Source organism: Liquorilactobacillus vini DSM 20605 (genome assembly GCF_000255495.1).
GTDB lineage: Bacteria > Bacillota > Bacilli > Lactobacillales > Lactobacillaceae > Liquorilactobacillus > Liquorilactobacillus vini.
Genome location: NZ_AHYZ01000131.1, coordinates 1 through 13712, shown reverse-complemented (window position 1 = coordinate 13712; position 13712 = coordinate 1). Strand labels below are relative to the sequence as shown.

Below are 13712 nucleotides of genomic sequence, written 5' to 3'. Positions count from 1 at the left end.
CTAAATACCCTTAATTTTTCGCATATCAAGCAACATCATTTGAAAATCGCCTTGATTAAGGAATCTAAAATGTATCCCTGGATGCGGTTATACACGATAACAGATTTATTATCATTAACTCTAACTTGAAAAGCTTTAGTAGGAGCCGAAGTCTGCGGATTAAAGGATTTATCCATTTTGATCTGAACAACATCAGGTTTATTGGTCATAAAAACACCTCATCATTCTTTATTGATGAGGTAATTTTACCGCTGAAATATACTCTTTTATAGACGGTCGGTTATTAGATGCTTGCAATGAAATTTACCTAATAATGAGCTAAACTTTTTGTGCTATTTCTAATTATTAATTTTACGGATAGTTTTATAAATTGCTCATTTTTTTTTGGATTATTAATTCTTTTAATTAATAATTTGGCTGCTTGAATGCCAATTTCTTTTGTAGGTTGTTTAACAGAGGTTAATTTTGGGAAAATGTAATTATCTATTTCAATATCATCATAACCAACTATCGAAAAATCTTCTGGTATTTTAATATTGTTTTCAATAAATCCTCGATATAATCCTAAAGCTATCTCATCATCAATCGCAAAAATAGCGGTTGATTGTATTAGCTTTTTGGAATTTAAAATTTTTTTAGAAGCTAGATAACCTCCGTCCTTAGTAAGAGATGAATAAATAACGTTTAACTTAAAAGAATCCCTTAATTTATTTAACTCATTTTTAAATCCTTGTAGACGTGAATCAACATTATTTGGGGACTTCTTTGGCATAACGACAATAAAATCTCTGTGTCCAAGTTCTATTAAATGTTTAGCAACTAATTTTCCACCTTGAAAATCATCAACATAAATTCTATCACCATGTACAAAAGAGTTTTGATCTAGTACTAAATACGGAATATTATTTTTTTCCAGTATATCATGAATTGCTTTGGCTGTAATTAAAGGACTTGCAATAATTATTCCATTTATATTTCTTTCTACAAGCTTATTTAAGTAATAATTTTCAAATTTGGATTGATGACTGGAATTAAAAATTAATGGTAAGAAGTTTTCTTCCTTTGAAATCTCCTGAATTCCCTTAATTAAGGTACTAAAGAATGAGTTACCAATATCTGGCACAATAATTCCTATTGTTTTTAGATCCTTTTTAACTAAACTTCGGGCATTATAATTTGGAATATAATTCAATTTATTTTTAGCTAAAATTACATTTTGTCTTGTCTTCGAACTAAAACGTTGCCCTTTCCCATTTAAAATTTGAGAAACTGCAGTTATTGAAACACCAGACATCTTAGCTAAATCTTTTATTGTGGCTTTTTTCTTCATTGCTTTTTCCTTGTTGTATAAATTTTTAAAATTATCTGTCAATTAAATTAATTTTATCATAGGATTTCAAAATATGGGAGTGTCAAGAAATTTTGTGTAAATAAAAGTTTCCTTTTCTAGTGAAAAATTGATAAAAAAGTGATTTGTAATATATTGGAATTAGCATAAAATTTGAGGTACCTTTTTTAATATCAAAGTTAACGACTTTTTAATTTAGAAATTGTTTGTATAGTTACGCCAAAATTATTTGTAGACTCAGAGACCTTACATCCAGCAAAATATAGGTCTATGCCTTTCTCTTTTATTTCTATAACATATTTTTATGGCAATATTTTTTCATGTTTGATTCTATAAAAATGTTTCTTTAAAATCATTTTAACATTAAATTTATTAAACACTTCAAAGCTTAAGTATATCCAAAACTAAAATTTTATGGAATCGACAGGAGTTATGAAGGATTTGGATATCTATACTAATAAACAAAGAACTATGATTGTCGTACTTTAATTGAAAATTGGGGTATAAAAAAGCTCACCATTTATTGACAACGCTTACAATGAGTACTACTATTTACATAGTAAAACGTTTTACTAATAAAAAAAGGAGTGATAGTTGCAATGAATAGGATTACTGTTGTAGGAAGTTTAAATATCGATACAACTTTACAAGTTAATAGTTTTCCATTACCTGGAGAAACTGTTAAGGCACTAAATAAGAGTAGTACTGCAGGTGGGAAAGGAGCCAATCAAGCGGTAGCAGCTGCACGATCAGGTGCTAAAGTATATTTTATAGGTAAAGTGGGTGATGATCAGCAAGGAAAATTCTTAATCGAAGCTTTGAAAGAGGAAAAAATTGATGTTTCATCAATAAAGCTTGAAAAGCGAATTGGAACTGGTACTGCAAATATAATATTAGATAAGAATGGGCAAAATAGTATCGTAGTTTATGGAGGAGCAAATGGGCATCTTGATTCACTGGATATAAATCAAGAGGAAAATAAAATCATTAACTCAGATTTTATTATAGCTCAATTTGAAACGCCTCAAAAAGCAACTAAAGAAGTTTTTAAATTAGCTCATAAATATGGGAAAAAAACAATTTTAAATCCTGCACCTGCTAACAGAATTGATACTGAATTGTTAGGGTTGACTGATATTATAATTCCTAATGAATTTGAAAGTAGTGAAATTACCGGCATTAAGGTAAAGGATTTTAAATCTATGCAAGAAAATTCAAGAAAATTTCATAATTTTGGAGTTAAAGCAACGATTATAACTTTGGGTAATAAAGGAGTATTTTATTCCTTTAATGACGAGGAAAAAGTTGTGCCTGCTGAAAAAGTAAGTGTAATTGATACAACAGCTGCAGGAGATACATTCATTGGAGCCTTTGGAGCAAAGCTTAATTTGACAATGAATAATTTTACAAGTGCGATAGATTATGCACAAAAAGCAAGTGCATTAACTATACAACGTTTGGGAGCCCAAGTTTCAATTCCAACTTTATTAGAAATTAAAAATAAATTTAAGGAGAATTTTAAATAATGAAAAAAACAACTGTCATTAATTCACAACTATCAGCAGTTATAGCTAACATGGGACATATGGATTGGTTAAGCATTGGTGATGCAGGTATGCCGGTACCTGCAGAAACACCTAAAATTGATTTAGCACTAACTAAAGGAATTCCAAGTTTTATAGATGTTTTAAAAAACGTTTTATCTGAACTAAAGGTTCAAAAAATTTATTTAGCAAATGAAATTAAAGCACAGAACCCTAATCAATTAGAAGCTATTAAAAAAATCTTACCTAATGTAGAAATTGAATATATGCCACATGCAGAATTAAAAAAAAGTCTAAAAAAGTGTCATGCATTTATTAGAACAGGTGAAATGACCTCTTTTTCAAATATAATTTTAGAATCAGGTGTAACTTTTTAAAAATGCCAGCCATATAAGTAAGTTTTAACAATTAAATAGGGCTTCAATTGTTGGAAATTACTTCAAGCTGACATTGATAGTAATTGCTTAATAAACATCCTTATTGAAGATCTATTAAGTAATTCAAAATAATTATACTGTATATTTTTTTATTGTAAATGCAAATTTACTATTTAATAATGGTGATCATCTGGTAGTCTATTCGATTAGTTGTCCTATTGGGAAGAACCTATACCAGTTGACCAAAGCTAATGACAATTAGAGACTATTATGTGATGTTCAAAAAACAAGTATATTTATAATGATTTGTAACTTATAAACATATAGTACGAGGAGGTAAAAAAGTGAAAAGTGATAATTATTTAATAGAAGAAACACATGGTTGGAAACAATTAGCAAACGGTTATTTAAATAAAACTCCTATTTTTCAATTTGTTTTAGTATCTTTAATTTTTCCTTTGTGGGGAGCAGCTGCATCTTTGAATGATATTTTAATTACACAATTTAAAAGTGTTTTCACTTTAAATGATGCATCTACTGCTTTTGTCCAAAGTGCATTTTATGGTGGTTATTTTTTGATAGCGATTCCAGCATCAATAGTAATTAAAAAGCAAAGTTATAAGTTTGCAATTATGATGGGACTTATTTTCTACGTTATAGGTTGTGGAATGTTTTTTCCAGCTTCTCAAGTAGCAACTTATACAATGTTTTTAGCTGCAATTTTTGCAATAGCCGTAGGATTAAGTTTTCTAGAAACATCTTGTGACACTTATAGCTCGATGATAGGATCGAAAAAGTATGCAAATTTAAGACTTAACATTTCACAAACATTGGTACCATTAGGAGATATAGCTGGAATTATTTTGGGCAAGTATCTAATTTTTGGTAGTGTTGGTAATTTATCAGAAACCATGAGTCATATGCATGGGGAAGCAAGAATTGCTTATGGTGAAAAAATGTTACAGTTAACATTGCAACCATATAAGTACATTTTATTTATTTTAGTGGCTATGTTAATTATCTTAGCAATTACTCCAATGCCTAAATGTAAAGCTGTAAGCTTGAAAAAAGAAATTAATAGTCAACCTTCTCTAAGAGAAACATTTAAACATCTAGTAAAGAATAATAGATTCAAAAAGGGAGTTTTAGCTCAGTTTATATATGTTGGAATGCAAACAACAGTTTGGTCGTTTACCATTAGATTGGCATTAGATTTGAATCATCAAATTACGGATTCATACGCAAGTACTTTCATGGTTTATTCGTATATATCTTGGTTTATTGGTAAATTATGTGCTAATTACTTTTTAAATAAGTATTCTGTTACTAAAGTATTAACTATTTATTCAGGTTTAGGTACTATTACACTTATTTTAACTACAATTATACCTAGTATGTTTGCTGTTTGGATGGCTATTTTTACTAGCTTTTTCTTTGGACCCGAATGGCCAACAATTTATGCTCATACACTTGATACAGTTACAGATAAACGCTTCACAGAAACAGCCGGTGCATTTATTGTTATGGCAATTGTTGGGGGAGCTGTAGTGCCTGCCATACAGGGCTATGTTTCTGATATTACAGGATCAATGCAATTCTCATTTATTGTTCCCACGATTTGTTATGTACTAGTTACAATTTACTTTTTCTTTGAATATAAATATGATTTAAAACATCCACAGCAAATTACTGAGAGTTGATTTTGCATTAAAAATTATTCAAATATTTTTCAAGCCCTTAAACTTTTAGATTTTTTTGGAAGTTTAAGGGCTTGATATTATTTTGCATAAATGAAAATTGTCAAGGTCAGTCTAAGAATATCATAAAGGAGGTACGAACGTTTTTTTGGATCAATTTAATTATATCTGTTTTGTTTCTGGCACTGTGAGGAACTGATACTAGCAGATACTCTTATCCCTTTTTTCATTGTACCAATGTAGGTAACTATCCAAATATTTTATGAACTGCTCCAAAATTGTTTGACTCCAATAATGACTGTAAATATTTTTGCAAATCCGTTAATTGAATATGTTTTGAAAATTTTCTTCAACTCGGTGTGATGGTTTTAAGCTTGCTTTTATCAATTCTTTCAAACATTATCATTAACTCAGTTGTCACTGGTTCAGAATTTTTTTAGTTGCTTTACTAGCAATTAAAAAGCGTGATTTACGATCTATAAGGGTTACTAAACAAGATTGTCCTGCTTTTCTTATCACGATATCAGTTTCCCAATGACCAAATTCAGTTCTTTTGATGGCAGCTTCAGGACGTTCATGAATTATATTAGTAATTGGAATTTGTGGTGAGGCTATCTCGATGAAGTAATTTACGAATAACACCACGATTTTCTGGGCTTAAGCTGGTTTATCAAATAGACTTGCATAAACTTTGCGATAAATGGTGATAAAACTTATGATTGTTTCGCCTATTTCAAGTAATAAGCCTTGTGAAATTTCTTCTGATGACCATTGACAATTAGCGTAAAATCAGTCAAATCACGGTTAAGTTCAAAGAATAAGTTATCCATCGGGTAATAAATTGACTCTCGTTGTTGCAAGTTAGGACATCATAGACCATCATTAACAGCTCAAAATGCGCAAAAAAGCAGTCGTGACTTTGAATTTAACTACGATCAAGGTAACAAGTATTGACTAATTTGAAGAAGTCCTCAATCTGTCAGCAACCTTATAAACAAATTTTTTGTATGTTCATTTAAATATTGTGTTGATTTATACGTACGAATGTTGTATTATGAATTTGTCAAATGAAAGCGCTTTTTGATAATTTAAAATTAAAGAGGTTATGTCGATGCAGAATGAAAATTCAAGTAAAAGGAAAATATCAAGTAAATTTATTTATTTTTTTGGATCCTTTGGTGGAATTTTATTTGGATATGATATTGGAGTTATGACAGGGGCATTGCCATTTTTGGAAAAGGATTGGAGTTTAGGGAACGATGCTACTATCGTTGGTTGGATTACTTCAGCTGTAATGTTTGGTGCAATTTTTGGTGGTGCAATTGCTGGTCAAATTTCGGATAAATTGGGTCGTCGTAAAATGATTTTAATTTCAGCACTTATTTTTGTCGTAGGTTCTCTTTTATCAGGAATAGCTCCTCATGATGGTCAGTTTTATTTGATTTTTGTTAGGATTTTACTTGGCTTAGCAGTTGGTGCTGCATCAGCTTTAGTTCCTGCATATATGTCAGAAATGGCTCCAGCAAGATTAAGAGGGAGTCTTTCAGGAATTAATCAAACTATGATTACATCTGGAATGTTATTGTCATACATTGTAGATTATTTATTGAGAAATGTTCAAATGACACTTGCATGGAGATTGATGCTTGGTTTAGCGGCAGTTCCAGCTTTAATTTTATTTTTGGGAGTTTTAAGGTTACCTGAATCTCCAAGATTTTTAGTTAGAAATAATAAAGATGAAGAAGCTAAGACAGTTTTAGGATATATTCGTCCTGAAAATGAAATCGCTTCAGAATTGAAACAAATTAGTAAAACAGTCAAGGAAGAACGCACGCAAAGTAAAAGAGTTACTTGGAAAACACTTCTTAGTGGTAAATATCGGTATTTAGTGATTGCAGGTGTAGGTGTAGCAGCTTTTCAGCAATTCCAAGGAGCAAATGCAATTTTTTATTACATTCCTCTAATTGTTGAAAAAGCGACAGGTCATGCTGCAAGTTCAAATTTGTTATGGCCAGTTATTCAAGGTGTGATTTTAGTAGCCGGATCTTTATTGTTTTTAGTTATTGCTGAAAAATTTAATCGTCGAACATTTTTGATGATAGGTGGTACTGTTATGGGACTTTCATTTATACTTCCGGCCATAATTAAATCACTTATTCCGTCTGTAAATCCAATGATGATTGTTTTCTTCCTTTGTTTATATGTCGCGTTTTATTCATTCACTTGGGCTCCGTTAACCTGGGTGCTGGTTGGTGAGATTTTTCCTTTAGCAATTCGTGGGCGAGCATCTGGAACAGCATCTTCATTCAACTGGATAGGTTCATTTTTAGTAGGCTTGCTTTTCCCAATCATGACTGCAAATATGTCACAAGAAGCAGTTTTTGCAATTTTTGGAGTTATTTGTATTATGGGCGTTCTATTTGTTAAGTTCTTCGTTCCTGAAACACGTGGGCATACACTTGAAGAAATTGAGGAACAAGGCGTTAGAAAATAAATGTATGCGTTTTATTTTAAGAAGGAAGTGAAAAGATTGGATTTGATATTGATTTCAAAAGAAATTCAAAAAGGTCAGACTTGCTTGGGCATAGAACTTGGTTCAACAAGAATTAAGGCAGTTTTAACTACAAATGATTCACAAACAATTACTAGTGGTGATTACACTTGGGAAAACAAATTAGAGGATGGTGTTTGGACATATTCGCTTGATGAAGTTTGGAAGGGCATTCAAAGCTGCTATGCGCAGATCTCAGCGGATGTTCAAAGTCGTTTTCACGCATCACTTACGAAAATAGGGGCAATTGGTGTGAGTGCTATGATGCATGGCTATTTGCCTTTTTCGAAAACTAATCAGCTATTGGTACCATTTCGAACTTGGAGAAATAATATGACTGAACAAGCAGCTGATAAATTAACGGATCTATTTGACTTTAATGTTCCTCAACGTTGGAGTATAGCTCATCTTTATCAGGCTATCTTGAATAATGAAGCACATGTTAAAGATATTGATTTTATAACAACTTTGGCTGGATATGTTCACTGGCAGTTATCCGGAGAAAAAGTGCTCGGAATTGGTGATGCTTCTGGCATGTTTCCAATTGACAATATTAAAGGGACTTTCTCGAAAAAGTGTTTGGAGAAGTTTTCAAGTTTAGCTGAAGTTAGAAAATTTAATTGGAAAGTGGAGGTAATTCTACCTCAAATTTTGCAGGCTGGCCAGGTAGCAGGAAAATTAACTATTGCTGGCTCTAAAAGACTTGATCCCAGCGGAATTTTACAGCCAGGCAGTTTAATGGCTCCTCCTGAAGGTGATGCTGGAACTGGAATGGTAGCAACAAATAGTGTTCGTCAAAAAACTGGAAATATTTCGGTTGGAACATCAGCGTTTTCGATGATTGTTTTGGACAAGCCTTTAAAAAAAGTGCATAAGGATATTGATGTTGTTGCTACTCCGGTTGGATCAACGGTAGCTATGGTACACATTAATAACTGTACATCTGACATTAATTCATGGGTAAGAATTTTCAAAGAATTTGCAGAACGGTTGGGAATTCACTTAAAGAATAGTGAACTTTATGAAAATTTATTGTTACAAACAACTAAATCAGATAATGATGCGGGTGGAGTTATTAGTTATGGATATTTATCTGGTGAAAATATTACCAGAATGCCAGCAGGACGACCTCTCGTAGTGAGAAAACCGGAAAGTAAGTTTAATTTAGCTAATTTTATGTTAGCGCATCTATATAGTGCATTTGCTCCCTTGAAAATTGGTATGGACATTTTAATGAAAGAAGAGAACGTAAAAACAAATGTTCTTATTGCTCAAGGCGGATTATTTAAGACACCGGTTATTGCCCAGCAGGTTCTGGCAGATGCTTTAGAAACGCCAATTACTATTATGAAAACTGCCGATGAAGGTGGGCCATGGGGAATGGCAGTTTTAGCTGCATATGTTTTATATCAGGAAAATAATACAAGCAAGAAAACACTATCTGATTTCTTAGATCAAAATGTTTTCATTAATCCAGAAACAATGACTTTAACGCCTGATCCTCATGGTGTCAGTGGATATCGTAATTTTATTAAGTTATATAAAAAAGGCTTGGCTATTGAAAGAACAGCAGTTGAAAAGTTGTAAATTTGAAAGGAAGTGAATTAGAAATGTTAGAGAAATTAAAAAAAGAAGTTTATGAAGCAAATATGCAATTGCCCAAATTAAATTTAGTTACTTTTACTTGGGGAAATGTTTCAGAAATTGATCGAGAAAAAGGGTTGTTTGTAATTAAGCCTTCTGGTGTACCATATGAAAAGTTGACACCTGACGATATGGTAGTTGTCAATTTGAAAGGAGAGGTTGTTGAAGGAAGATTAAATCCTTCAAGTGATACGCCTACCCATACCGTTTTATATAATGCTTTTCCATCCATTGGAGGGATTGTTCATACTCATTCACCATGGGCAGTGTCTTTTGCTCAAGCTGGAGTTAATATTCCAGCATTGGGTACTACACATGCAGATACTTTTTATGGAGATGTGCCGGTTTCTGATGCATTAACAAAGGAAGAAATTGAATCTGCTTATGAAGAAAATACAGGTAAGGTAATTGTTAGAACTTTTCATGAAAAAGATTTAGATCCAGAAGCTGTTCCAGCAGTTTTAGTTCGTCAACATGGTCCATTTACCTGGGGAAAAGATGCTAAAGCTGCAGTTTATAATGCTAAAGTGTTAGAAGTTGTTGCTCAAATGGCCTATCATTCACTTCAGTTAACCAGAGCAGATATTAAAGTTCCACAGTTTTTGTTAGACAAGCACTATTATCGTAAACATGGTAAAGATGCTTATTATGGTCAAAACAATGCCCACTCAAAAAATCATGCAAAAAAAATTTAATCAAAGGAGTGTTTTAATATGTTGAAAGTAAAAGATTATGAATTCTGGTTTGTTACTGGTAGCCAATTTTTGTATGGCGATGAACAATTAAAAAAGGTATCAAAAGATGCGGAAGATATTGTAGATAAATTGAATGCAAGTCATAAGTTACCATATAAAATTGCATATAAAGGTGTTATGACGACAGCTGATGGTATCACTAAGTTTATGAAGGAAGTAAATTATAATGATAAAGTTGCTGGAGTAATTACCTGGATGCATACCTTTTCACCAGCTAAGAACTGGATTCGTGGCACAAAACTTTTACAAAAACCTTTGCTGCATTTAGCAACACAGTATTTAAATAATATTCCATATAAGACAATTGATTTCGATTATATGAATTTAAATCAAAGTGCTCACGGTGATCGGGAATATGCTTACATCAATGCACGATTAGGTGTTAAGAATAAAATTGTATACGGTTTCTGGGGTGATGAAGAAGTTCAAAATGAAATTGCCAATTGGGAAGATGTAGCTGTAGCTTACAATGAAAGCTTCCATATCAAGGTTTGCCGTTTTGGTGATACTATGAGAAATGTTGCTGTAACTGAGGGTGATAAAGTTGAAGCCCAGATTAAATTGGGATGGACAGTAGACTATTATGGCATTGGAGATTTAGTTCAAACAATTAATGCTGTTTCTGAAAATGAAGTAGAAAATGAATATGAAAAATTAAAGAATGACTATGAACTAAATCCAGGTAACAATGATCAGAAAGAGTATGTTCATTCAGTTAAAACTCAACTTAAACAATTTTTAGGTATTAAGCAATTTCTTGAAAAGGGTGGTTACACTGCCTTTACAACTAATTTTGAAGACCTTTGGGGTATGGATCAACTACCCGGATTGGCAGTTCAACTATTAATGCGTGAAGGTTATGGCTTTGGAGCTGAAGGTGACTGGAAGACGGCAGCTTTAAATCGTCTTTTGAAGATTGTATCTCATAATAAGAAAACCGCTTTTATGGAAGATTATACGCTTGATTTACGCAAAGGGCATGAAGCAATTTTAGGCTCACATATGCTTGAAGTTGATCCTTCAATTGCCAGTGATAAACCATGTGTTGAAGTCCATCCTTTAGATATTGGTGGCAAAGCAGATCCAGCTCGGTTAGTCTTTACTGGATCAGAGGGAGAAGCAATTGATGTAACTTTGTCAGATTTTCGAAATGGCTTTAAGTTGATTAGTTACCCTGTAGATGCACGTAAACCGGAAGCAGAAACACCCAATTTGCCGGTTGCTAAACAAATGTGGACTCCCAAAGTAGGTCTTCGTGAAGGAGCTTTAGCTTGGATGGAAAATGGTGGTGGTCATCATACAGTTTTATCATTTAATATTTCTGAGGAGCAAATTGCTGATTTAGCAAAAATGTTTGGTATTAAATCAGTAGAAATCAAATAAAGCGTGTTAAATTTGTTTAAAATGCGAGCATCCTTAAAGATGTTCGCATTTTTAGAAAGAAGGTTAAATCAATGAAGACTAATTTATTTAGTTTTGGAACTTTTAGAGGAAATGATGTCTACCAATATTCTGTAGAAAATTCACATGGGGTAAAAATTTCAGTTTTAAGTCAAGGTGGCATCCTTTATGAAGTTTCAGTGCCTACTAAAGAAGGAAGAAAGAATCTAGTTTTAAATTTTCAAACGATAAATGAATATTATGATAATCCATTTTATGTTTGTATGGCAATCGGTTTAACTGCTGGTCGATTAACTCAAGGAAAGTTTATGTTAAATAATAAAAAATATAAAATTGAGCCTAATGAAGGAAGTAACGTTCTTCATGGTGGTAAACAGGGTTTTTCAACTGTTAATTGGAATGGAACCATTCATGATAATAAAATAATTTTGGGACACCGATTTACTGAGCGTGAAGGTGGTTTTCCGGGAAATATTGAAGTTAGAATTATTTACAGTGTAAATGAGGATAATGAAATCAAAGTTAGTTTTTCGGCAATTTCGGATAAAGTAACTTTATTTAATCCTACTTTGCATGTCTATTGGAATTTGTCGCAAGAAGAAACTATTTTTAATCACAAAATCAAAATTAATTCTGATAAGCATTTAAAATTAGGAAATGATAAATTACCTTTAGGAGAATTTTTAGTTAATGTCGGAACGCCATTTGATTTTTCTAAAGAACGGATTTTAGGAGATGCAATAAAAGAGTTAAGTAATACATCTGAAAAGGGCTTTGACGACATTTTTCTTGTTGAACCTGATTCAAATGGTAGAGTTGCTAAATTAAGTGCTAATAAAAAATCGGTTGAAATATTTTCAAACCGAAATGGGTTAGTTTTGTTTACGGCTAATAGCTTTACCAAAAACATGAAGTTGTTAACAGAAAATGGACATCCATGGATGGGCGTAGCCACGGAAGCTCAAAATCTACCTGATGGTATTAATCAAGTTGCTTTTCCAAATGACGATATTTTATATCCCAAAGAAAAGAGAACTGAATATATAAAGTATAAAGTCAATTTTTAAAAATTAGTTCAAACAAACGAGTTCAGTTAATTTTAATAAATTAAGCCATCTGTTAACCTAAAATGGATGGTTTTTTATTTTTCTAGTTGAGTCTCGAACAATTAGTTCAGGTTCAAACATAACGGAAGAGACAGGTTTCTTATTTATCAAATCACAAATCATTTGACCTGCTTTTTTGCCCATATTTTCTTGTTCATGTGTAACTGTAGTTAATGAGGGACTTATATATGGTGCCATTTCATAATTATCAAAGCCGGCAACGGCAAGATCATTAGGAACTGAATAACCTGATTTTTTTAAAAAATTAATTAGTTTAATTGCTAATTCATCATTGTAACATGCAATTGCAGATGGGCGGTTATGTTTAAGGTCTAAAAATCCCTTAACTTGCTCAAATAGTTTTTTTAAATCATCATCTGATTTGTACATAATAATATTGCTTTTGTATGATATATCAAGATGATCTTGGCATGCTTTTACAAATCCATTCATTCGATGAACTCCCTGAATATCATCTACTTGAAAAATTCCTAAAATTCTTTCATGACCGAGATCAAATAAATGCTGAATTAGAATTTTTTCTCCTTGTTCATCATCGGTTGTTAATGAAGGAAATTTAACACCTGGATATTTTGCATTGATAAAAATCGCGGGAATTTCATCAGAAATTATTTCTTGATAAAGTTCGAGGTTAGGATTAGGTAGAGCACTTTGGGTTGGTTCGATTATTAGGCCAGAAACGTGCAACTCAAGCATATTTATTAAACTTTCATGTTCTTTTTTATGATTATTATGGGTATTACTAATCACTAGTGAGTAACCATAATTTGAGACTATATGATCAATGCCAGAAATTATTTTTGGAAAAATGTAATCGGCAATATGAGTAGTAATTACGCCAATAATTTCACGATTGTTAGTTATTCTTTTTTTATGCCAGTCTTCAACAAACATTCCAGCACCCTGAATTCGATAGATGACATTTTCGTTTTCTAATTGTCCAACAGCGCGGCGAACAGTATCTCGTGAAACGTTAAATTCTTTAGTCATTTCCGCTTCGGTTGGTAATTTGCTGTCAATTTTATATTTACCAGAAAAAATTTCATTCTTTAAAACTCGTATTATTTTTTGATATTTACTTTCCATTTCAATATTTGACCCCACTACAATATTTTGAAAGAACATGTTATTATAAATTTTAACATTCTGAGAGATGATAGGCAAAAGAAATTATTTTATCTGTTCTTAAAAAGTCCTTGAAGGTTTTTGCAAGAATAGATAATTAACGTTCAATGTTTTATTGACATTTAAAAATAAAACAGTTAGAA

11 protein-coding genes are annotated in these 13712 nt (G+C 31.9%); 8 read left to right on the top strand and 3 right to left on the bottom strand.

The genetic code is table 11. From position 1 onward, the window contains the following. Positions 1-35: 35 nt before the first annotated feature. Positions 36-209 (bottom strand): hypothetical protein, encoded by a 174-nt coding sequence (locus ON15_RS11785; RefSeq protein WP_010580904.1) that lies wholly within the window; start codon positions 207-209, stop codon positions 36-38. Between the two features lie 98 nt (positions 210-307). Then, positions 308-1330 (bottom strand): ribose utilization transcriptional repressor RbsR, encoded by a 1023-nt coding sequence (gene rbsR, locus ON15_RS07640; RefSeq protein ID WP_010580903.1) that lies wholly within the window; start codon positions 1328-1330, stop codon positions 308-310. A 617-nt stretch (positions 1331-1947) separates the two neighbouring features. Here rbsR and rbsK point away from each other — a divergent pair. From rbsK to ON15_RS07600, 8 genes are all read left to right on the top strand, one after another. Beyond that, on the top strand, positions 1948-2874 hold the full coding sequence (gene rbsK, locus ON15_RS07635; RefSeq protein ID WP_010580902.1) for a ribokinase: 927 nt from the start codon (positions 1948-1950) through the stop codon (positions 2872-2874). Next, complete coding sequence (rbsD, locus tag ON15_RS07630) at positions 2874-3269, top strand: D-ribose pyranase (RefSeq protein WP_010580901.1); 396 nt, start codon at positions 2874-2876, stop codon at positions 3267-3269. Before rbsK ends, rbsD begins: the two co-directional genes overlap by 1 nt. 344 nt (positions 3270-3613) lie before the next feature. Beyond that, positions 3614-4969: an L-fucose:H+ symporter permease gene (gene fucP, locus ON15_RS07625; protein ID WP_010580900.1), complete on the top strand. Its 1356-nt coding sequence runs from the start codon at positions 3614-3616 to the stop codon at positions 4967-4969. Positions 4970-6077: 1108 nt separating this feature from the next. Then, on the top strand, positions 6078-7460 hold the full coding sequence (locus ON15_RS07620) for a sugar porter family MFS transporter (protein ID WP_010580899.1): 1383 nt from the start codon (positions 6078-6080) through the stop codon (positions 7458-7460). Between the two features lie 36 nt (positions 7461-7496). Beyond that, a complete protein-coding gene (locus tag ON15_RS07615) occupies positions 7497-9104 on the top strand; it encodes a xylulokinase (protein ID WP_010580898.1) in 1608 nt (535 codons plus the stop codon). Positions 9105-9127: 23 nt separating this feature from the next. Beyond that, positions 9128-9856 carry an L-ribulose-5-phosphate 4-epimerase gene (locus ON15_RS07610; RefSeq protein ID WP_010580897.1) on the top strand — a complete coding sequence of 243 codons (729 nt, stop codon included), beginning with the start codon at positions 9128-9130 and terminating at the stop codon, positions 9854-9856. Between the two features lie 18 nt (positions 9857-9874). Then, positions 9875-11299, top strand: coding sequence for an L-arabinose isomerase (araA, locus tag ON15_RS07605; protein ID WP_010580896.1), 1425 nt, complete (start codon positions 9875-9877; stop codon positions 11297-11299). 71 nt (positions 11300-11370) lie between these two features. Continuing rightward, positions 11371-12384: an aldose epimerase family protein gene (locus ON15_RS07600; protein WP_010580895.1), complete on the top strand. Its 1014-nt coding sequence runs from the start codon at positions 11371-11373 to the stop codon at positions 12382-12384. A gap of 57 nt (positions 12385-12441) precedes the next feature. Here the strand turns inward: ON15_RS07600 and ON15_RS07595 are convergent, their stop codons facing one another. After that, positions 12442-13530, bottom strand: a complete 1089-nt coding sequence (locus ON15_RS07595) for a GntR family transcriptional regulator (protein WP_010580894.1) — start codon at positions 13528-13530, stop codon at positions 12442-12444. Positions 13531-13712: the final 182 nt, after the last annotated feature.

What these genes read in the sequence shown, in the direction of transcription:
- rbsK (WP_010580902.1), top strand. Translation starts at nt 1,948, where the DNA reads ATGAATAGGATTACTGTTGTAGGAAGTTTAAATATCGATACAACTTTA.
- rbsD (WP_010580901.1), top strand. Translation starts at nt 2,874, where the DNA reads ATGAAAAAAACAACTGTCATTAATTCACAACTATCAGCAGTTATAGCT.
- ON15_RS07595 (WP_010580894.1), bottom strand. Translation starts at nt 13,530, where the DNA reads ATGGAAAGTAAATATCAAAAAATAATACGAGTTTTAAAGAATGAAATT.
- ON15_RS07600 (WP_010580895.1), top strand. Translation starts at nt 11,371, where the DNA reads ATGAAGACTAATTTATTTAGTTTTGGAACTTTTAGAGGAAATGATGTC.
- rbsR (WP_010580903.1), bottom strand. Translation starts at nt 1,330, where the DNA reads ATGAAGAAAAAAGCCACAATAAAAGATTTAGCTAAGATGTCTGGTGTT.
- araA (WP_010580896.1), top strand. Translation starts at nt 9,875, where the DNA reads ATGTTGAAAGTAAAAGATTATGAATTCTGGTTTGTTACTGGTAGCCAA.
- ON15_RS07620 (WP_010580899.1), top strand. Translation starts at nt 6,078, where the DNA reads ATGCAGAATGAAAATTCAAGTAAAAGGAAAATATCAAGTAAATTTATT.
- ON15_RS11785 (WP_010580904.1), bottom strand. Translation starts at nt 209, where the DNA reads ATGACCAATAAACCTGATGTTGTTCAGATCAAAATGGATAAATCCTTT.
- ON15_RS07610 (WP_010580897.1), top strand. Translation starts at nt 9,128, where the DNA reads ATGTTAGAGAAATTAAAAAAAGAAGTTTATGAAGCAAATATGCAATTG.